The sequence below is a fragment of the Rhizobium sp. BT03 genome (assembly GCF_030053155.1).
In the GTDB taxonomy this organism is placed as follows: domain Bacteria; phylum Pseudomonadota; class Alphaproteobacteria; order Rhizobiales; family Rhizobiaceae; genus Rhizobium.
The window spans coordinates 201,316-221,690 of sequence record NZ_CP125640.1 but is presented as its reverse complement, the minus strand read 5'-3'; the positions used below and the strand labels follow the sequence as shown (position 1 = coordinate 221,690).

Here is a 20,375-nt window from a genome sequence, read left to right as displayed (position 1 = left end):
CGTTAAATATCCCTAAATTATTGGTTTTTAAGCGGTGCCGCGGATTTAAAGATGTTAACAACAGGTTAACGAGCCTTGAATCTCAAACCTTCATTAATTGTGTGAAGAGCCCAGATGTGTCACTACGATACTGGTGGAGCGGGTTTATGGTACGCGCCTTTGCCGAGCGAGTGGATAATGGTAGTGTTTTGATACCTTCCGTTTGAAAAAGCGGCTATCTACTCTGAAATGACATGCTTATCCGTCCGTCGTTGGGATGGAAGGCTGGAACGGCAAAGTTGTTCCCCGGGTGAGGCGGAAGCCCGGGATTGCGCTGCCGGACCGGCCGACAGTAATGAGGCATAACCAATGGCGAACAACAAATATAACGAGTCGATTGAGGACAAGGCGTTCAAGGCATTGGACGAGGCGCTCCAGATCGACTTCGGCAAAGATAACGTGCCGTCTCGCCGCGGCGACGCGCCTGAGGCCCCGGAGGCTAATGTGTCTGATCCATCGAATGCGCGTAACCAGCAGGCCCAGGAAGAAGCGCAGCGCCGCAACCGCCGCAGCGCCGGGGCCGAGCAGGCTTCCAGGGGGCCGGCCTTCACGCCCGCCAACGATGCCAGCCGCAACACGCCCGCCTCGATCCTGAAATCCTTCGACGGCGCCTCCAGCCGCTCGGCGGTGCGCACCGCCACGCTGTTCTCGGTGCTCTGGGTCATGGGCGGCCTCGGCCTGATGTCGCTGCTTTATGGGCCGCAGATCTGGCAGATCCGTTCGCTCGCCGATCTCGTCGCCCTGCCCGGCGTCATCGCCGGCCTCGTCGGCATCATTATCCCGGTGATGATGTTCTATGCTTTCGCCATCATGATCGCCCGCGCCCAGGACATGCGCAATGCCGCCCGTTCCATGGCGGAGGTGGCATTGCGCCTGGCGGAGCCGGAAACCATTGCCTCCGAGCGCATCATGACCGTCGGCCAGGCCGTCCGCCGTGAGGTCTCGGCCATGAATGAAGGCATCGAGCGCACCATCGCGCGTGCCTCCGAGCTGGAAACCCTCGTCCATTCCGAAGTCAATGCACTTGAACGCTCCTATGCCGACAACGAGCTGCGCGTCCGCGGTCTCGTCCATGAACTCGGCTCCGAGCGCGAGGCGATCGTCAACCATGCCGACCGCATCCGCACCTCGATCGGCAGCGTCCACGACCAGTTGAAGGAAGAGCTGTCGCTTGCGACCGAAGAGATCGCGGTACGGCTCTCCACATCGGGCGAAGCCTTTGCCTCGCTGATCGATACGCGCGCTGCGACGATTCTGGAAAAATCCGACAACGCCCTGCAGTCGATAGGCAGCCTGCTCGCCGCCAAGACCGACAGCCTGTTGCAGACGTTGAACGCGTCGGGCTTCGCGCTCGCCACCGAATTCGACAACCGCCTCGAAGCGCTCTCCGTCAACCTCAACGACCATGGCGAAAAGCTGCTCAGCCAGTTCGAGACGCGCGCCTCGACCATGGACAGCAGCACCGAGAAGCTGAATGCCGCGCTGCACGAGCGCACGCAGCAGCTCAGCGAGATCCTGATCGCCCGCACCCGCGAGATCAATGAGAGCCTGACATCGGGCGAACGCACCATCGGCGGTACGCTCGACGACGTGCTGTCGAAGCTGAACAGCGCACTCGATGAAAAGGGCGCGAGCTTCCGCCAGAGCCTGCAGAGCACCGCTGACGACGCCGTCATGGATCTCGACGTCCGTTCCGGTTTCTTCGAAGAGCGGCTGCAGACGACCGTTGCCCAGCTGTCCACCGCCTTCGACGAACGCGTCGCCGAATTCACCAGCGCCTTCGACAAACGCACCGGTTCGCTCGACACCAAGCTGATGGAAAGCCTCGCCCGCATCAACGAGACGCTGACCGGCGGCTCGGAATCGATCGACGGCATCCTGAGTTCCAGCATCGACCGGCTCGGCTCCTCGATGACCGACCAGTCGCTGGCGCTCGCGACCGCGCTGGCCACCGGCCATGAAATGCTGGAAAGCTCGCTCGGCACCCGGGCGGACGAAATCACCACCGTGCTCAGCAGCCGCACCGGCGAATTGACCTCGGCGCTGCAGAGCGCCACCTCAGACCTCGCGCTGGCGCTTGCCTCAGGCACCTCCGATCTGCAGAACAATCTTCAGGCCCGCTCGGCCGAATTCCGCGACACGCTGCGCACCACCACCACCGACCTGACGACCGCCGTTGCCGCCGGTACCGAACAAGTGACCGCAGCCTTCGGCGGCCGCGCCGAGGAACTGAGCGGCGTGCTTGCGGCGCGCGCGGCAGAGATCACCGAGGCGCTCGGCACGGCTCACGGCCGCATCGACAGCGTCATGGCAGAGCGTGGCGGTGCACTGGTCGAGGCGCTCACCACCCATCACGGCCGCTTCGAAGAAGCGTTGACATCACGCGCCGACGCCATCATCGACGCGGTCTCCGGCACCCATGACCGGCTTGCCGAGACGCTCGACGAGAGGGCGATGGCGCTCGCCATCTCCCTGAACGAGAGCCAGGCCCGCATCGAGGATACGCTTGAGACCCGCTCCGCGGCCCTGCTGAGCGCCGTCTCCGGCACGCATGATCGCCTGTCCGAAACGCTCGATGAAAAGGCAATGGCGCTCGCCATTTCGCTCAACGAAAACCAGGCCCGCATCGAAGATACGCTCGAGACCGGCTCCGCGGCCCTGCTGAATGCCGTCTCCGGCACCCATGATCGCCTGTCCGAAACACTGGACAGCAAGGCGACCGCCCTTACGACCTCGCTCGACGAGCGGCATGCCCGCATCGAGGATGCGCTGGGATCGCGTGCCGAGGCGCTGCTGAACACCGTGTCCGGCACGCGCGACCGTCTTGCCGAGACCCTCGACGAAAAGGCGGCGGCCTTCGCCATCTCCTTGAACGAGAGCCAGGCCCGCATCGAAGACACGCTCCAGACCCGCTCGGCGGCTCTGCTGAACGCCGTCTCCGGCACCCATGACCGCCTGTCCGAGACGCTGGAAGGCAAGGTGGCAGCTTTCGCCACCGCGCTGAACGAAGGCCAGGCCCGCATCGACGAGACGCTCGAAAGCCGCTCCGCAGCCCTGCTGAACGCCGTCTCCGGCACCCATGACCGCCTGTCCGAAACGCTGGACGAAAAGGCGATGACGCTCGCCATCTCGCTGAATGAGAGCCAGTCACGGATCGAAGACACGCTCGAAGCGCGCTCCGAAGCCTTCCTCAAGGCCGTGTCCGGCACGCATGAGCGGCTTTCGGAAACGCTCGATGAAAAGTCGGCAGCCCTCGCCGCCTCGCTTAACGAAGGTCAGAGCCGCCTGCAGGACACGCTTGACAGCCGCTCGGAATCCTTCCTCAGTGCGGTCTCCACTACCCACGACCGCCTGTCCGAGACACTCGACGACCGGGCAATGGCGCTTGCCATTTCGCTGAACGAGAGCCAGAGCCGCCTCGAGGAAACCCTCACCTCAGGCGCCGATGCCATCACCCAGGCGGTCTCCGGCACGCATGACGGCCTGAACGGTGTGCTCGACCGGAAAGCTGCGGCCATCGCCTCCTCGCTGAATGAGGGCCAGGCCCGCCTCGAGGAAGCCCTGGTGCACCGCACCGCCGCGATCATCGGTGCCGTAACGGCAACGCACGACAGGCTGACCGACACGCTCGACGAAAAGACCATGGCGCTCGCCATTTCGCTCGACGACAACCAGAGCCGCTTCGACAGCGTGCTCGAAGCGCGCAGCAACGCCATCATGGAGGCCGTCTCCGGCGCCGAGTCGCGCGTCGCCGGCGCCTTCACCGACAAGACCGATGCTATCCGCGCCGCTTACACCGACAATCAGCAACGGCTCGAAAATGCGCTTTCCGAGCATAGTGCCGCCCTTTCCGGCGTTCTCAATGCCGGCGGCGCTCGCTTCGAGGATCTCGTCGGCGGCCTGACCGGCCGCATCGAAGGTCGTCTGAGCGATGCCCATGCGCGGCTCGGAGGCCTCGCCGACGAGGCCGCGGCGCGTATCGAAGGCGGGCTCACCTCTGCCCATGAGCGCATCCGCACGACGCTTGAAGATCGCGCCAATGCCATCGACCTGTCGCTGAACCAGGCCCATGCGCTTATCAACGATACGCTGACGGAACACGCGACCAGCATCGGCACCTCGGTGGCGACGAGCGTCAGCATGCTCGAAATGTCGCTGGAGGACCGTGAAGCCTCGATCCGCCAGGCTATCGATGCCAGCGCCCAGACGTTGGAAGAGCGCATGCATGCCGGCGCCGGCCAGATCGCCGGCCGCTTCCAGGAGGCGGCAAATGCGATTTCCACCTCCACGCAGAATTTCTCCGCCCAACTCGATCAGTCTGTCGAAAGCCTGACCGGCCGTTTTGAAGAAACCGGATCGCGGGTGGAATCCGGTCTTGCGGCGATCGAGACCCGCATCAGCAACGGCGTCGGCGGTGTCGCCGAAAGGGTCGAAGCCGCCAGCGGCCAGCTCTCCGGCGTGCTTGCCGACGGCATCTCCCGTATCAGCGCGCTTAGCGACGACGCCAACCGGCGTATCACCGCGACGCTCGAAGGCAGCGCCGCAAACCTCACCCAGGCGATCGACAGCCGCGCCGCCAATCTGGCCGAGACGCTCGACAGCCGCGCTACAACCCTGACCGGCGCCATCGACGGCCGCACCGCCAGCCTTGGCGAAACCCTCGACCGCGGCAATGAACGCATCGAGGAACGTCTCTCCACCATGGACCGTGCGTTGACCGTCGGCCTCGATGCCGTCAACCGCACCATCGAAGGCAAGGCCGCCGGCCTCGCCTCGACGCTGCGCAGCGCGGTTGCCGAAGCGGCTCAGGGAATGGAAGGCGAAGCGACCAGAACCACCGAACTGCTCGGCAAGACCGGCCAGCAATTCGCCCTGGATCTCAATGCCAAGAGCGACGAATTCACCCGCACCATGGATGAGCGCTCGTCGCAGATCGTCACCCGCGTCGCTGAGGCCCAGAGCAGGCTCGCAAGCCAGGCCGCTGCAGTCGCCCAGACCTTCTCGGAAGCCGGCAACGCCATCGTCAACAAGGTTGCCGAGGCCGAGACCATCGTCGGCACACAGGTCAATGCCATCTCCAAGGCGCTGTCGGATGCCGGCCAGTCTCTGGAGACGCGCGGCGACGCCATCCGCTCGACGCTGTCGGGGGCCGGCAGCGAGATTTCGGCGACCATGGCGGATGTCGATCGGGCGCTCGAAGCCCGCAGCAGCGCTATCCGCTCCAATCTCGAAGAGCGTGCCCGCGAGATCGATACGACCTTCTCCGAGATCGACCGGGCGCTCGAAGCGCGCGGCAATTCGATCCGCGCGACGCTGGACGAGCGCACCCGCGACCTCAACTCGATGCTGGCGGGCCGTTCGGTCGAACTGACGCGCATCCTCGACGAAACCGCCCGTCCGATCATCGACCGCTACACCGATGCCGGCGAGCAGGCCGCCGCCCGCATCACCGCCGCGGCCAACCTCAGCGCCGATCGTCTGCGCGCCGAAAACGAAGCGCTCGCCAGCGCCGTTGCCGCCCGCACCGAGAATGTCGCCAATGCCGTCAGCGCCATCGAGAACAGCCTGGTCGGCAACGTCAACGGCCTCGTCGAGCGCATGTCGGAAAGCAGTGCGGCGATGGCGATGATGATGAACCGCGCCGCCGAGCAGCTGGCCAGCGTCGACGGGCGTCTCGGCGAAACCACGACGCGCTTTGCCGACTCCGCCACCAAGGCTGCCGAGATGGTCAACGCCTCGACCCGGCTTCTCGAAGGCAAGGTCGATCGTCTTTCCGACATTTCGGGCCAGACGCTCTCGCAGGTCGGCGGTATCATCGGCCGCTTCGACGAACACTCCAAGGTCCTGACCCAGGCCTCGCAGCTTCTCGGCGCCGCCCAGTCCAACCTCGCCTCGACGCTCGAGGAGCGCGAAGGCGCGCTGCAGACGCTCTCCGTCAGCCTGGTCCAGCGCTCCGACGAGATCGAAAACACCATGCGCGGCCTCGGCGGCATGATCGAGAGTGTGTTCGAGCGGGCGGAGCAGCGCTCCAACCAGGTCACCGGCAACCTGCGCCAGGGCGTGCAATCCTCCTTCGCCGATATCGGCCGTATTCTCACCGAAACCGAGAAGCGCGCCCAGGAAGCCGCCGAGACGATGCGCGAGGCGATCACCCGTGCCGGCGAGGAGGCCAATACGACGATCGACGGCACCTTCGCCAATGTCGAGCGCCGCTCCGGCGATCTCTCCAACCGTATTCGCGGCGGTCTGACGGCCTCGCTGTCGGAAGTCGAGCGCATGCTCGGCGAAGCCGGCCGCGCCTCCGACGGTGCCGCCCAGAACATGCGCGAAGCGTTGCGCGAGGCGATCGATGATGCCGTCGGCCGCTTCTCCGGCGCCACCGATGACATCCGCCGCTCCGCCGCCGACATCCGCAACGAGCTCGACGCCACCCGCGCCGAATTGAAGCGCGGCGCCTTCGACCTTCCCGAGGAAGCCAAGGAAAGCGCTTCGGCCATGCGCCGGGCCGTCGCCGAGCAGATCAAGGCGCTGCAGGACATCTCCCAGCTCGTCGGCCGCTCCAGCCAGCAGCTTGAGATCTCCGAGCCCGTCGCCCGCACGCTCGCCCAGGCGCAGCCGGCCCCGCGTCCCGCCCAGCCCCCCGCAAGCCAGCCAGCCGCAAGCCAGCCGGTCGCAGCCCAGCCGCAGCAACCGGCCGCGCGTCCGCCGATCGAAGCCACGGGTCTGCGCGGAACGATCGCCCCGTCTGCACCGGCTGCCGCCCCCCAGCGCGCCGCTCCGCAGCCTGCCCCCACCCGTCAAGAGCCAAGCCGTCAGGAAGTAGGCCGCCAGGAACCGGCCCGCCCTGAAAGCGGCGGCTGGATCAGCGATCTCCTGCGCGGTGCATCGCGTGAGGAGGCCGCCGACGAGGCGTCTGCCCGTACCCCGGCCCGCCCGGCGGAAACCGCCGCACCGGCCGCGCGCAGCAATGACAGCCGCAATCCGCGCCACGTCGTCGAATCGCTGAACTCGCTCTCGGTCGATATCGCCCGCGCCATCGACCACGACGCCTCGGTCGATCTCTGGCGCCGTTACCAGCGCGGCGAGCGCGATGTCTTCACCCGCCGCCTCTACACGCTGAAGGGCCAGCAGACTTTCGACGAAATCAAGCGCAAATATGATCGCGAACCGGAATTCCGCACCGCCGTCGACCGCTATATCGGCGATTTCGAAAAGCTGCTCGCCGACGTCGCCCGCACCGACCCGAACCAGACTGTCACACAGTCCTACCTGACCTCGGATACGGGCAAGGTCTACACCATGCTCGCCCATGCCGCCGGCAGGCTCAGCTGAGTTTGCCGATCTGAACTGAAGTTGAGGGAAAGCCGATTGAACATGTGTCAGGCGGCTTTTCTCGTATTATACCAATGCGACTAAATCACTCTGCCGACAAGCAAGGAAACTTCCCCCGAATGACCCAGGCGCTTCTGATCATCGACGTGCAGAATGCGATCCTCTCCGGAAAAGCCTCACCGGAGCGGCAGCCTCGGATTGATAGCGCACTCGACGAGACCGTCGCGCGGCTGGCCGCGCTTCAAGAAAAAGCCCGGCAGGCGGGCGCGCCGGTCGTGCTGGTTCAACATGACGGCGATAGCGGCCATCGACTGGCCGTCGGCACGCCGGGATGGGCGCTACGCCAGGAGATTGCGCCGGAACCAGGCGAGGTCGTCGTGCGCAAGAAAAGCGCCGACTCCTTCTTCGAAACCGACCTTGCCGAACGCCTGAACGAACGCTCGGTCACCCACCTCGTCATCGGCGGCTGCATGTCGCAATTCTGCGTCGACACGACGGTCAGGCGCGCCGTGTCGCTCGGATTTGACGTGACGCTGATTGCCGACGGTCATACCACCGGCGATACGGCGACCCTCACCTTCTCCGAGATTGTCGCCCATCACAATGAAACGCTCGACGGTTTCGATGCGGGCAAGGCGACGGTGCAGATCCGCCCCGCCGCCGACATTGCCTTTTCTTAAAGCTCTGCAATCCCGACCTGAAATCAAATCGGAAGCGGACGATCAATTCCCCAGCCTGACGATCAGCGCATCGACGATCTCTTGCACGTTCTTCGCGGCCGTATCGACAACGATCGGCCCCTGCCCCCAGTCTTCATAGACGTGCTCGACGATTTGCTGCCATGTCGGTTTGACAAGACCTTCGACATCGGTCTTACGCGTCTCGGCCCGGCGGCGGTGCTCGATCTTGTCGGAGCAGATCACCTCGACCTCGACCGCGGTCACTCCAGACCGTGCTGCCACCGCCAGCCAGGCGTCGCGGGTTATGTCAAGCGGATTGACCGAGTCCGCGATCACCACGCTGCCGAGCGTCAGGTTGTCCTCGGCAACCCCATAGGCGACGACATAACCTGCCGGGCCGACGTCTCTTGAAGGGTCACCCGAGGCTCTGATCGCCTGCTCGATCGTGTCGACCCTCACATGTACGGCTCCCAGCCGTTTCGCGAGCGCGCGGGCAAGAGTCGTTTTTCCGCACCCCGGCAGACCGCCAAAGATAATCAGCATGGTTTCTCCTACTGTTGCTCAAGGAATGCACGGCAGGCGAAGGAGGTACAGAACCGCCAGCGGTTCGCAGACCAAATTTACCGCAGATATCTTCTATTGTGCGTTGCCGGCAGCAGTCCCGGCAAGATCATTTGCCGCCCAAGCCTGGATGCCCTGATTGAACATGCGTTCACCATCGGCGCCCTTTTCAAGCGTCAGGAGTGCTCGTTTGCCGTCCTGATAGAAAATCGGCAAATCGATCCATTGGCGTTCAAGCAGTTCAAGGTTCCTGGCACGAGCTTCAGGCAGATCATTGAGCGCCAGCATGTAAAGATTGTCCGTGACCTTGGCAGGCACGGCTATCAATGGGTCGCCGCGATCGCTTTCCGTCGCCTTCATTGACATGCGCTGGAGACTGTAAATTCCACCTCCCTTAAATCCTGGCGCGATCTGAAACGACAATTCAATGAGGTGGCTTGCAGAAACGGAGGTATCTGCATTGCGTTCCAGTGTCAGGACTGCAGTCAGGTGACGCGTCGGCACGGCAATGTGCGCTTGGATAACAGGATCGGAGCGCCCTTTGGCGTCGGTGCGCATATCGATTGACCACTTAACAGAACCGGGAACCGTCGTCGGCTGTGCCATCTTCGGTTTCTCTTCATACAGAAACATTTGAGGAACCAGCGAACGCGGGACGGAGCGTCCTGCAAAGACGGAAAAAGCTGAGAGCACGAGCACACATATGCCAACGACCAAAACCATTGCCGAACGCATCATAGAAATCCCACCCCTCGCAGCATAACGCTGTCTCCTACTGTATAATCTCTTAAATCGGAATTATGCAGCAATTCAAAGGGCTGCGGAAAATCCGTGAACAGCGGCAGCGAAGCCGGGACCGCAACGCGATCCCGGCCCCCATTCTCACCGATCGGCCGCTATGCCCCAATTGTAGACGCATCGATCGAGGCCGATCGCGATTTCCAGCACGAGGACGTCGTGATCGATGGCCGCTCCCTTCTTCGGTTGCGACCGGTAACGCTGCGGAAAATCGGTGCGCCGCGAAATCGAGCAGACCTCCATCCACTTGTCGCCATTGTCGACCTCGATATCCATCGTCACCTCGGAGTAGGCGGGCAACCGGTCGGAAGGCACGACTCGCGTCGGCAGATGGATGAGCGAGGCAATCATGCGGCGCACCGGTTCGAGGCAGGCGGCGTGATAGTCGTTGCCGCTGTCGGCCGTGAAGGCGCATTGGAATTCGAGCTGCCAGAACTCTTTCAGCCGCATGTGTTTGGTCGCCTGCTCCTGCTCGCGGCGATAGGACCGGCCGGCCTGCCAGACGCAAAGCGGCAGCCGCGTCTTCGAGTGATTGCCGAGAATATGCTGCATATAGGCATAGGTCGATGGCGTGGTCTCAGGCCTCAGCACCAGCGCGGTATCGCCGGCGGAAAGCTGTTCCTGGACCCAGATATCGGCATTCGAATAGGCGTTGGAAACCAGCGCCCGCGGCATCAGCGCCGGCGCCTCGACCCTCCTGACATCCCAGGCGGGATTGACCGATCTGAGAAAGCTGCGGACCTCCTGCGAGAAGAAGCCGATCATATGATCGCGCAGATGAATTTCGCGCTCCTCCCAATGGACGAGCGAATTGACATGATAAAGATTGAGCACGGTGCCTGTCTCCCTGGCAGCCTGGATCGACGTGATGAGGGGCTTTACGTCCAGCCGTGCGCCGGACGCCCGGAGCGCCCAACGTCACGGCAGGACGCGGAGACCTCGTCCGTCGAAAGCGCGCGCGATCGCGACCTGCAGGCAGGTGCTGAAATGGCCGGAGAAAGGCGTGCGCTTCATGCTCATGGTGAATTTTCTACGGGCCGCGCGCGCCATTGTCAAAACCCAGGACGGTGAGACAAAATGAATCAGCTGTGGATGGGGCTTTTTTATTGCCGCCTGTCCTTCATTTCGTCACAAACTTTCTCGATCGCCTTGCGTTTAGCCAACGGCTCCCCCTCCGTTCAACGACAGAGACAGTAACATCGATGACCAAGACGACCTCCCGGCTCCTTGCCACCGCGCTCTCTTCCGCCGTACTGATGGGCGCATTCACCCAGGCTCAAGCCGGCCAGGCAAGCTTCGTCGTCGATGCGCAGTCCGGCCAGGTTCTCGAAGCCTCCAATCAGGACGATCTGAACTATCCGGCGTCACTGACCAAGATGATGACGCTCTATCTCGCCTTCGAGGCCCTGCATGAGGGGCGCCTCAACTGGGACCAGAAGCTGACCATGTCGGAAAATGCCGAGAGCAAGGAGCCCTTCAAGCTCGCCGTCGGCGCCGGGCGCCAGGTGACGCTGCGCGAAGCGGTCGAAAGCATCGTCGTTTTGTCTGCCAACGACTCTGCCGTGGCGATCGCCGAGCAGCTCGGCGGCTCCGAGCTGGCTTTCGCAAAAGCGATGACGGACAAGGCGCACCAGCTCGGCATGAAGGATACGGTCTTCAAGAATCCCTCGGGCCTCCCCGATCCGGAGCAGGTCACCACGGCGCGGGATATGGCAACCCTCGGCCTCTCGCTGATGCGGGATTTCCCCGAGGAGTTCAAGCTCTTCTCCATGCGCGGCTTTCAGTTCCGCGGCATGAAGCTGCGCGGTCACAACAATCTGATGTATCGCTATGACGGCGTCGACGGCATCAAGACCGGCTATACCGATGCATCCGGCTATAATGTCGTGACGTCGGCGCTGAAGGATGGCCGCCGCGTCGTCGGCGTGGTCATGGGCGAAAAGACAGCGAGCCTGCGCGACGACAAGATGGCAGGCCTGCTCGACAGCACCCTGTCTTCCTCATCGAGCGCGACAGCTTCGACAACGCCGAGCAACCAGCCGGGAGCGATGATGACGGATACGCAGCCGACGAAGTAGGCTGCTGTCCGAGAGCGGTTCAGCTTTTAATGGAAGCGCAGAACCGCTCTCGCTTTTTGTTTTTACGCAATTCCGGACGGAAAACCGCTTCGCACTTTTCCTGGAAATTGCTCCAGCTATCTGAACGCCACTTCCAGGTGCTGCCGGTCTTGCGCAATCACCCGGCAGTTCGTTTCGAACCCTTCACCTTTGATGGCAAGGATGAATTCCGAAGGAATGCCGGCCGAATTGGAGACCGAAATGCCGGCGCTTTCCGAGCCGATGGATTTGACGGTGCAGTCGATGGTCGAGCGCCGATCGTTGAAGAGGATCGAACCTGCCTTCAGCACCCGCCGCCGCGCGCCGATGGCGTGATCGGCATGGATAGAACTCCATGACACGCAGCGGTTCCGGCCGCCATGTTTGGCCTGATACATCGCAGCATCCGCCTGCGCTAGCAGGGTCTCGATCTCCTTGCTGACCATCGAGAGCGCCGAGGTTCCGAAGCTCGCCGTCACGTTCAAGGCGCCGTGATCGCCGCGAATGGGCTGCGCGGCGATGGCGGCTCTGAGTTTCTCGGCGACGGCAACAGCCCCTTCCCGATCGACATGCGGCAGGATAACGGCAAATTCCTCGCCGCCGATACGCCCGAACAGATCGCCGGCGCGAAGGGTCGCTTTGCAAATCGAGGCTACCGCCTTGAGAACCGCATCTCCCGCGGCATGCCCATAGGTATCGTTCACCTGCTTGAAATGGTCGATATCGAAAGCGATGCAGGACAGGTCATGCTGGTGCCGCAAAGCAATCGAAATGAGTTGATCCGCTTCCTGCTTGAAAGCGCGCCGCGTCATCGCCTCCGTCAGACTGTCGGTGGCGGCCGACTGCACGAGTTCGAGACGGTCCATCGCCGCTCCCGCCAGTTCCTCGAGAATGCCAAGGTCTCTGCTGCCGAACGATCTCGGCCGGCGATCGATCGCGCAGACCGTTCCGATCATATGCCCGGCCTTCGTTCTCAACGGCACGCCGGCATAAAAGCGGATATGGTCCTCGCCCGTCACCGCGGAATGTTTTGAAAAGCGCGCGTCCTTGGTGGCATCCTGTACGATAACAGGCTCGTCACAGTCTACGACGCAGCGGCAGAACGTGTCCTCGAGCGATACCTCATCGGCCGACAGGCCGGAACAGGCCTTGTACCACTGCCGATGCCCATCGATCAGGGAGACGATGCCGATGTCGATGGAAAAGATCTGCTTTATCAGGCGGACGATCCGCTCGAAGCCTTCGTCCCTCGGCGTGTCGAGGAGATCGAGCTGCTGCAGCGCAGCCAGGCGCTCGTTATCGCGCTGGATCGCTTCCGACGACGACTTTCCGAATACGCGTGCGACCACCATGCAGCATGCCTCCTGACAGCGATAACATGATGCGTTCCACAAATTCGTGAAGAAATTGAATACGATGGCAGCCCCGGCCTCATGGGTCTGAATATTTTTCAGAATCGGCAACCCTCGATGTCGGCGCAGCGGCCGCGCAACGCCATCTCAGATTGAACGCAGCGTCCAACTGACGATCTCGGAGGCAACCGTCGAGAAGGCGCGGTCCAGGCTCTTGACGAACCCGTCATTGTCGCCGCCGGCCGGGGCCGTGGCGCGGAACACCTTCTGGGCGCGCACCGAGCCGTTGCGGTCGTTGAGGATCTTGGCGGAGATTTCGACCACCGCCTGGTTGCCGTTCGAAGCATCGATCTCGAAGGAACGGATATCGGTGACGACCTGATAGTCGATCGCCAGTCCCTGGCCCGGCATGCCGACGCCGCCGAGCTTGCCCGAGTTCTCGAAGGCTTCCACCAGCTTCGACTGCACCATGCGCGGCAGCTTGTCGCCCCATTGCGCCCGCGAGAGATACTGGATTTCCGAAGGTCCAACACGGATGACGATTTGCTCGCTGCCGAGCGCACTCAGCGCCGTTGGCGGTGCGATGAGGATCTGGCGGGATTTGGCCGCCGGTCCGTCGCCGTCGACGGTGGCCGACAGATCATAGGTATCGTTCTTGGCCGCGGTGCCGCACCCGGAAAGGATCAGCGCCGTCAGCGGCAGCGCGATCACCGTTCCCCTGATCCAAGAACGGCGCGACAACAGATGCGATGCGACCATATTAGGCTACCCCTGACTTCCCAGTTAACGCCGCGTCCGGCCGTCATATTGCTTGACCGTGTCCCCGCCGAAGATCAGGCGTTGCGGATTGCGGTCGAAGTTGGTGATCGTATCGTTCAGATTATTCACGGTTCCGCGCATGTCGTTGACGAGCGTCTGCACGTCGCGCAAGCCGCCACTGGAGAATTTCTGCAGATTGTCGGCGATCGGCCCGATGCGCGCATTCAGGTTGTCGGCAACCTTCTTGAAGGATTCCAGCGTCTCGCGCGCTTGCGCGAACATCGATTGCGTATTGTCTGTTCCGAGCAGCGCATCGACTTTGATGAGGATGCCGTCGATGCGGGTCGAGGCCGAATTCAGCTTGTTGGCAAGCTGCGAGACGTCCTGAATCGTCTGGTCGATATCTTTCTGGCGCGACGAAACCGTGTTGGCGACATCGCGGATCGAGGCGACCGCAGCACGTGCATCCTTGGTCGCCTGCGCAATGTCGTCGACAGAGCCCTTCACCTTGGCCGGGTCGATCTGGGCGACGAGCGTATCGACGCGGTCGAGCGTCGCCTGGGCCTGCTTGCCGAAATCGTTGAAGGTGGTGGCCGTCTGGTCGAACTTCTGAATCGCCCCCTTCAGGTCGCCGGAGGCATCGGCGACATTGGCGGTGATCTTCTCGGCGTTGGAGACGATGTTGTCGATCTTCTGCGCGTCGACCGCCTTGACCAGCGATTCCACCGCTTGAAGCGTCGAATCGACACGGCCCGAAACCGCCTTCACCGTATTCGAAAGCTCACCGACGCTCTGCAGGAAGGCATCGATATTGCCGGAATTCTTGGCAAGCGCATCCGAGAAGGTCTCGGCATTCTTGAACGTCTGGGTCAGGGGCGCGCGTGAATCTTCGATGAATCCCTGAAGTTCGCCGACCGCGTCGTTGGCGCGATCGAGGATCTTGTCGGCGGTGGCGAGAAGATTGGTGACGCTCGACTGGTCGGCGACGATGACGGCGCGTTTGCCGTTGTCGATCGCGTGCTGGAGGATGCTTTCCTCGCCCTTGCGGCCGCCGGAAAGTTCGATATAGGCGGCCCCCGTCAGGCCCTGAATTTCAAGGGCGGCCTTGGTTGAGGGGTAGATCGGCGCGTCGGTGCGCACCTGGGTGAAGGCCAGCGAATATTGCGGATCGTCCGCATCGATCGACAGCGTCTGCACCGAGCCGATCTGAATGCCGTTGAAACGCACCGGCGAGCCGACACTGAGGCCGTTGGCCGAACCCGGAATACGCACGATCAGCTCGGTCATCGGGCCGCCGCGGCCATATTCGGCCATCCAGTAGACGAAGCCGAAGGCCGCCGCGATCACCAGCACCGTGAAAAAACCGACAATCGTGTAATTGGCTTTGGTTTCCATTTATCCGGTCACTTCCCGCTGCTGCCGTGCCGCGCGCCATCATTCTGCGGCACGATCGAGCGTGCCCGCTTACCTTTGAAATAGGCCTGCACCCACGGATCGTCATAGGCCAGCATGTCGTCGATCGTGCCTTCCACCATTACCCGTTTCTTTCCGAGCACGGCAATACGGTCGCAGACCGAGAACAGGCTGTCGAGGTCATGCGTGACCATATACACGGTCAGTCCCAGACTATCGCGCAGGTTGGCGATCAGTTCATCGAATTCGGCCGCGCCGATCGGGTCGAGACCAGAGGTCGGTTCGTCCAGGAAGACGAGTTCGGGATCGAGTGCCAGCGCCCGGGCAAGGGCGGCGCGCTTGATCATGCCGCCGGACAATTCGGACGGGTATTTGTCGGCGGCATCGGCGGCCAGACCCACCATGCGGATCTTCAGATGCGCCAGTTCGTCCATCAGCGAGCGCGGCAGGTCGAGATATTCGCGCATCGGCACCTGGATGTTTTCCTTGACCGTCAGCGACGAAAACAGCGCCCCCTGCTGAAACAGCACACCGAGCCGCATGTCGAGCGCGTTGCGCTGCGGTTCGTCGAGCTCGTCGAAATCCTGGCCGAGGATCTTGATCGTGCCGGAGCGGCGCGGCAGCAGCCGGAGCACGGTGCGCATCAGCACCGATTTGCCGGTGCCCGATGCGCCGACGAAGCCGAGGATCTCGCCGCGATAGATATCGAGGTTGAGATTGTCGAGAACGACCTTGGAGCCGAAGCCGACGGTGACGTCGCGCGCCGAGAGCACGATGTCCCTCTCGTTCCGGTCTTCCGTTTCGATCGGTTTTTCCACGCGATTCGCCATGCTAAAAGTCGATCGCTGCATAGAACATCGCAAAAAGCCCGTCCATCAGGATGACCACGAAAATCGCCTTCACCACCGCGGCGGTCACATGCTGGCCGAGCGATTCCGCACTGCCGCCGACCTTCAGCCCTTCGACGGCGGCGACGATGCCGATGACCAGCGCCATGAACGGCGCCTTGATCATGCCGGAGAGTACCGTCGACAGCGTCACCGCCTCGTGCAGGCGCGACAGGAAGTTGGAGAAGGTGATGCCCGAATAACCCCAGGCGACGGCCGCCGCACCGGCGAGCGAGGCGAAATTCGCCAGCACCGTCAAAAGCGGCAGCGCAATGGTCAGCGCCACCAGCCGCGGGAAGATCAGCACGCCGATCGGGTTCAGCCCCATCACTTTCAGCGCGTCGATCTCCTCGCGCATCTTCATCGAGCCGATTTCGGCTGTGATCGCGCTGCCTGACCGGCCGGCGATCATGATCGACGTCAGCAGCACGCCGATTTCGCGCAATTGCAAAATGCCGACGAGATCGACGACGAAGACCTCGGCGCCGAAGTAGCGCAGCTGGAAGGCGCCCTGCTGGGCAATGATCGCCCCGATCAGAAACGACATCAGCAGGATGATCGGAACGGCGCGAACGCCCATATGGTCGATCTGGTTGACGATCGAGGCCGGCGAAACGCCGCTGCCGCGACCGAACTTCATCTGCGCTCCGCGCACCGCCGAGCCGAGGATATACATGGAGGCGGCGAAATTATCCCAGAGGTCATAGGTCATCTTGCCCACAGGCGCGAAAATGCGCGCGACAAGCGAGACCTTCTCCTGCTGCTCCGGCTCGGGTTTGGCCGGTTCCTCGGAAAACATCGCCAGCATTTCGTCGATATGCGGATTGGTGCCTTCGAAGCGAACCGTCCGTCCAGCCGCCTCCTCTTCCTTCTTCAGCCGGCACAGCAGCCAAATTCCGGCGGTATCGATATCCGAAATATCACAGAGGTCGATCGTCAGGTCGCCGGCCTTCTGATGAAGGAGCTTTTCGAAATCGCGCAGCACGAGATGGATGTAGGCGCTGCGCCAGTTGCCGCGGAGACGCACATGCTGCCCCGAGCCATCGGCATGGTCGTCCACGTCAAGCGAGGCAGCGTTGCGATTCTCGGCGTTCAAGATACTTATGTCTTTCAAGGCTTGCAGCGACATTGCCGAATCGCGAACGACCGTTCGACGACCGGCGCGTCAATATACAGAAGCAAGCTGCAATTTCCATGCTCGCAGGACAGCAATAATGCCGCGCACCCTTGATATCCAGATGAATTCCTTTCCGATTGCCGGGACCTTCACCATCTCGCGCGGCGCTAAGACCGAGGCCGAGGTGATCAGCTGCACGCTCACCGAATGCGGTGCGCGAGGGCATGGCGAATGCGTGCCCTATCGCCGTTATGGCGAGACCATGGAGAGCGTTTTCGCCCAGATCGAGGCCGCCCGCCCGCTGATCGAGGCCGGCATCTCGCGCGGCGACCTGCTCTCGGCGATGCCGCCCGGCGCTGCCCGCAACGCCGTCGATTGCGCCCTCTGGGACCTGGAAGCGAAACGCACCGGTGAAAGCGTGGCGGCTCGTCTCGGCCTTGCCGAACTGAAGCCGCTCACCACCGCTTACACCATCTCGCTTGGCGAACCGGAGGTGATGGCCGCCCAGGCGCGCGAACATGCCGGCCGCGCGCTGCTCAAGGTCAAGGTCGGAACCGGCGACGATGAAAGCCGTATCCGCGCCGTTCGCGCCGCCGCACCCGATGCAACAATCATCCTCGATGCCAATGAAGGCTGGCCGGAAGCGGTGCTGGAACGCCATCTTCATATCGCCGCACAAGCAGGCGTGGCTCTTGTCGAGCAGCCGTTGCCGGCCGGCCGCGACGCTCTGCTCGCCGAAATCCGCCGGCCGCTGCTCGTCTGCGCCGACGAAAGCGTCCACCATACCGGCGATCTCGCAAGCCTTGCCGACCGCTACGACGCCATCAACATCAAGCTCGACAAGACCGGTGGCCTGACGGAGGCGCTGGTGATGAAGGCCGAGGCTGAACGGCTTGGCTTTTCCATCATGATCGGCTGCATGGTCGGCACCTCGCTTGCCATGGCGCCCGCCGTGCTGCTCGCCCAGAATGCCGATTTTGTCGATCTCGACGGCCCGCTGCTGCTTGCCCGCGACCGCGAACCCGGCCTGCGCTATGCCGCTTCCCTGGTCTTTCCGCCCGAAAGCATGCTCTGGGGCTGAAGGTAATAGGCTGAGATGACGAGGCCGAGGCCACAGAACGCGACCAGCGCCATGACGTAGTAGCTGACGACGCCGAGCCAGGCATAGAGATAACCCGACGTCAGGGTCATCAGCGCCATCGCCATGCCGACATAGAAGAAATAGGCGCCCTGCGCCGAGGATTCCTGCGTCTCCTGCACCGTCGCCATGATCCGCCGCTGCACCCCTGTGTGCACGAAGGCATAGGTGAAGCCATGAAAACATTGCAGCAGGAAAAACCCGGCAAAACCCGTATTCATCGGGAACAGGATCCAGCGGCAGACGCTGACGGCACAGCCGAAGCGGATCAGGGTCCAGGCGTTGAAGCGCCGGTTGAGACGCTTCGACAGGAAGAACACCGTCACCTCCGAAGCGACGCCGGCGCTCCAGAGCAGGCCGACCTCGGTGCCGGAAAAACCGAGATGATGCCAGTAGATCGATGAAAACGCGTTGAGCACCGCATGGCTCGACTGCTGGATGGCGACACCGATCAAGAGCAGCAGCAAATGCGGCTCGCGCAGCCCGCTGCCGGTGGCGGCCGGAATATTGATCGGCTGGCCGCGCCGCCGTGTCGGCCCGATGCGCGGGCAGAAAATCGCCATGACAACGGTCATGGCAAAGCCGAACACCATGATATCAAGCACCATGCCGCCGCCCCACCGGCTGATCAGCTGGCCGCCGACCAGTGTCGAGACGATGAAGGCAATCGAGCCCCAGACGCGCATCGAGCCGTAATCGAGCCCCCAGCGGCGCACGCCCGAGATGACGATCGATTCGACGACGGGCACATAGGGCGCGAAGGTGGCGCCCTGCAGCGCATAGACGATCGTCACCGGCCAGAAACTCGTCGTCCAGAAGAGCGCGATCGCCGTCAGCAGCGACAGGCCGCCCGACCAGAGCAGCACGTCGGCGCGCTCCTTCAGACGGTCGGCGATCATGGCGACGACAGGCGCCACCAGCACGCGAACCACCATCGGTATGGCAAGGATAATGCCGATCTCGTGGTCGCTGAAGCTGTGGGTCGCGAGCCAGACGGGAAAGAACGGCAGAACGATGCCGTTGACGAGCAGCGGCGCGCAATAAGAAAGCGCGCTGAGCAACCGGAAGCGCGGCGGCGCTCCCTCACTCGGGGAATGTTGAGCGGGAATCATCGGTGGACCTGAAGGAAACTGGTCGTTGTCCTAACACACCACCCTGGAGGCGACTATTGCGAGAAATAGCCCTCCTGAAACGTTTTAGAAAATAAATAGGGCCTGTCGCCTGACGGTAACGGCTAAATCAATGGGAGCGCCGGCGCCGACGCGCCGACGCCGAAATCAGGCCGCTTGCGGAGCCAGTTCGCCTTCGTCGCGCATTTCGATGGCGGCAAGCGCCGGCACGCTGCTGGCGAGCGCCCGCCAGGTGATCAGTTCGAAAGTGCCGTCCTCATGCTCGGCGACCGCCGTGCAGCTTTCCACCCAATCGCCCGTATTGATGTAGCGGATGCCGTCCATGTCCTGGATGATGGCATGGTGGATGTGTCCGCAGATCACGCCGTCGGCGCCGCTTTTGCGGGCTTCCTCTGCCACGACGCGCTCGAACTCGCCGATGAAGTTGACGGCATGTTTGACCTGCAGCTTTGCCCAGGCCGAGAACGACCAGTATGGCATGCCGAGGCGGCGGCGCACGGCCGCCAGCAGGATGTTGATGCGGATCGCCGTATCGTAGGCCCAGTCGCCGAGATAGGCGAGCAGACGGGCGTTGCGGACGACGACGTCGAATTCGTCGCCGTGCAGGATCAGATATTTCTTGCCGTCGGCGCCGTCATGCATCATGCGGTCGACCACCTCGATACCGCCGAAATGCATGCCCGGAAAGTCGCGCAGGAATTCGTCGTGATTGCCGGGAATATAAACGACGCGCGTGCCTTTACGCGCCTTGCGCAACAGCTTCTGGACCACGTCGTTGCAGACCTGCGGCCAGTACCAGCTGCGCTTCAGGCGCCAGCCGTCGACGATGTCGCCGACCAGCACGATCGTATCGGCCTCGTGGTGGCGCAGGAAATCCAGGAGAAAATCAGCCTTCGCGGCCTTCGAGCCGAGATGGACATCGGAAATGAAGAGCGTGCGGAAATGTCTGGGTTCCATCATGTCTATCACGAGCTTTCGCTCATGCCCCATCTTTCATCTCACCTTCCAAAACCAGACTCGTGTTTCAGGAAGATGACAAACCGGGGAAAAGCCGGCGCGGTGGCGATGTTGCC

14 protein-coding genes are annotated in these 20,375 nt (G+C 62.7%); 4 read left to right on the top strand and 10 right to left on the bottom strand.

What is annotated here, in order from left to right; genetic code table 11:
- Positions 1–348 precede the first annotated feature (348 nt).
- Positions 349–7,371, top strand: coding sequence for a hypothetical protein (locus tag QMO80_RS01065; RefSeq protein ID WP_283198526.1), 7,023 nt, complete (start codon positions 349–351; stop codon positions 7,369–7,371).
- A gap of 119 nt (positions 7,372–7,490) precedes the next feature.
- Positions 7,491–8,051, top strand: a complete 561-nt coding sequence (locus QMO80_RS01060; RefSeq protein WP_283198525.1) for a cysteine hydrolase family protein — start codon at positions 7,491–7,493, stop codon at positions 8,049–8,051.
- Between the two features lie 42 nt (positions 8,052–8,093).
- Here QMO80_RS01060 and QMO80_RS01055 read toward each other — a convergent pair whose 3' ends face one another.
- The 3 genes from QMO80_RS01055 to QMO80_RS01045 all read right to left on the bottom strand — a co-directional run bounded on the left by QMO80_RS01055 (position 8,094) and on the right by QMO80_RS01045 (position 10,244).
- Positions 8,094–8,594: an AAA family ATPase gene (locus tag QMO80_RS01055; RefSeq protein ID WP_283198524.1), complete on the bottom strand. Its 501-nt coding sequence runs from the start codon at positions 8,592–8,594 to the stop codon at positions 8,094–8,096.
- Positions 8,595–8,687: 93 nt separating this feature from the next.
- Positions 8,688–9,350, bottom strand: coding sequence for a hypothetical protein (locus tag QMO80_RS01050; RefSeq protein WP_283198523.1), 663 nt, complete (start codon positions 9,348–9,350; stop codon positions 8,688–8,690).
- Positions 9,351–9,494: 144 nt separating this feature from the next.
- Complete coding sequence (locus QMO80_RS01045; protein ID WP_283198522.1) at positions 9,495–10,244, bottom strand: aminoacyl--tRNA ligase-related protein; 750 nt, start codon at positions 10,242–10,244, stop codon at positions 9,495–9,497.
- 368 nt (positions 10,245–10,612) lie between these two features.
- On the opposite strand from QMO80_RS01045, the gene QMO80_RS01040 reads away from it, so the two are divergent.
- Positions 10,613–11,488 carry a D-alanyl-D-alanine carboxypeptidase family protein gene (locus tag QMO80_RS01040; RefSeq protein ID WP_283198521.1) on the top strand — a complete coding sequence of 292 codons (876 nt, stop codon included), beginning with the start codon at positions 10,613–10,615 and terminating at the stop codon, positions 11,486–11,488.
- Positions 11,489–11,604: 116 nt separating this feature from the next.
- Here QMO80_RS01040 and QMO80_RS01035 read toward each other — a convergent pair whose 3' ends face one another.
- The 5 genes from QMO80_RS01035 to QMO80_RS01015 all read right to left on the bottom strand — a co-directional run bounded on the left by QMO80_RS01035 (position 11,605) and on the right by QMO80_RS01015 (position 17,046).
- Positions 11,605–12,858 carry a sensor domain-containing diguanylate cyclase gene (locus QMO80_RS01035; RefSeq protein WP_283198520.1) on the bottom strand — a complete coding sequence of 418 codons (1,254 nt, stop codon included), beginning with the start codon at positions 12,856–12,858 and terminating at the stop codon, positions 11,605–11,607.
- Between the two features lie 147 nt (positions 12,859–13,005).
- A complete protein-coding gene (locus QMO80_RS01030; protein ID WP_283198519.1) occupies positions 13,006–13,617 on the bottom strand; it encodes an ABC-type transport auxiliary lipoprotein family protein in 612 nt (203 codons plus the stop codon).
- A 24-nt stretch (positions 13,618–13,641) separates the two neighbouring features.
- Positions 13,642–15,012 (bottom strand): MlaD family protein, encoded by a 1,371-nt coding sequence (locus QMO80_RS01025; RefSeq protein ID WP_283198518.1) that lies wholly within the window; start codon positions 15,010–15,012, stop codon positions 13,642–13,644.
- 8 nt (positions 15,013–15,020) lie between these two features.
- Positions 15,021–15,860 carry an ABC transporter ATP-binding protein gene (locus QMO80_RS01020; RefSeq protein ID WP_283198517.1) on the bottom strand — a complete coding sequence of 280 codons (840 nt, stop codon included), beginning with the start codon at positions 15,858–15,860 and terminating at the stop codon, positions 15,021–15,023.
- Between the two features lies 1 nt (position 15,861).
- The gene (locus QMO80_RS01015) at positions 15,862–17,046 is read right to left on the bottom strand and encodes an ABC transporter permease (RefSeq protein WP_283198516.1); all 1,185 of its coding nucleotides are present in this window, start codon (positions 17,044–17,046) and stop codon (positions 15,862–15,864) included.
- An 85-nt stretch (positions 17,047–17,131) separates the two neighbouring features.
- Here QMO80_RS01015 and dgcA point away from each other — a divergent pair, with 85 nt between their 5' ends.
- Positions 17,132–18,115 (top strand): N-acetyl-D-Glu racemase DgcA, encoded by a 984-nt coding sequence (gene dgcA / locus QMO80_RS01010; protein WP_283198515.1) that lies wholly within the window; start codon positions 17,132–17,134, stop codon positions 18,113–18,115.
- Here the strand turns inward: dgcA and QMO80_RS01005 are convergent.
- Both QMO80_RS01005 and QMO80_RS01000 read right to left on the bottom strand, forming a co-directional pair.
- Positions 18,067–19,284, bottom strand: a complete 1,218-nt coding sequence (locus QMO80_RS01005) for an MFS transporter (protein WP_283198514.1) — start codon at positions 19,282–19,284, stop codon at positions 18,067–18,069. The two genes, dgcA and QMO80_RS01005, sit on opposite strands and share 49 nt — an antisense overlap.
- 165 nt (positions 19,285–19,449) lie before the next feature.
- The gene (locus QMO80_RS01000) at positions 19,450–20,292 is read right to left on the bottom strand and encodes a UDP-2,3-diacylglucosamine diphosphatase (RefSeq protein ID WP_283198513.1); all 843 of its coding nucleotides are present in this window, start codon (positions 20,290–20,292) and stop codon (positions 19,450–19,452) included.
- Between the last annotated feature and the right edge of the window lie 83 nt (positions 20,293–20,375).

Excerpts from the sequence above, each read along its gene's own strand:
- QMO80_RS01065 (WP_283198526.1), top strand. The coding sequence starts at position 349 with ATGGCGAACAACAAATATAACGAGTCGATTGAGGACAAGGCGTTCAAG.
- QMO80_RS01060 (WP_283198525.1), top strand. The coding sequence starts at position 7,491 with ATGACCCAGGCGCTTCTGATCATCGACGTGCAGAATGCGATCCTCTCC.
- QMO80_RS01055 (WP_283198524.1), bottom strand. The coding sequence starts at position 8,594 with ATGCTGATTATCTTTGGCGGTCTGCCGGGGTGCGGAAAAACGACTCTT.
- QMO80_RS01050 (WP_283198523.1), bottom strand. The coding sequence starts at position 9,350 with ATGATGCGTTCGGCAATGGTTTTGGTCGTTGGCATATGTGTGCTCGTG.
- QMO80_RS01040 (WP_283198521.1), top strand. The coding sequence starts at position 10,613 with ATGACCAAGACGACCTCCCGGCTCCTTGCCACCGCGCTCTCTTCCGCC.
- QMO80_RS01035 (WP_283198520.1), bottom strand. The coding sequence starts at position 12,858 with ATGGTGGTCGCACGCGTATTCGGAAAGTCGTCGTCGGAAGCGATCCAG.
- QMO80_RS01030 (WP_283198519.1), bottom strand. The coding sequence starts at position 13,617 with ATGGTCGCATCGCATCTGTTGTCGCGCCGTTCTTGGATCAGGGGAACG.
- QMO80_RS01025 (WP_283198518.1), bottom strand. The coding sequence starts at position 15,012 with ATGGAAACCAAAGCCAATTACACGATTGTCGGTTTTTTCACGGTGCTG.
- QMO80_RS01020 (WP_283198517.1), bottom strand. The coding sequence starts at position 15,860 with ATGGCGAATCGCGTGGAAAAACCGATCGAAACGGAAGACCGGAACGAG.
- QMO80_RS01015 (WP_283198516.1), bottom strand. The coding sequence starts at position 17,046 with ATGTCGCTGCAAGCCTTGAAAGACATAAGTATCTTGAACGCCGAGAAT.
- dgcA (WP_283198515.1), top strand. The coding sequence starts at position 17,132 with ATGCCGCGCACCCTTGATATCCAGATGAATTCCTTTCCGATTGCCGGG.
- QMO80_RS01005 (WP_283198514.1), bottom strand. The coding sequence starts at position 19,284 with ATGATTCCCGCTCAACATTCCCCGAGTGAGGGAGCGCCGCCGCGCTTC.
- QMO80_RS01000 (WP_283198513.1), bottom strand. The coding sequence starts at position 20,292 with ATGGGGCATGAGCGAAAGCTCGTGATAGACATGATGGAACCCAGACAT.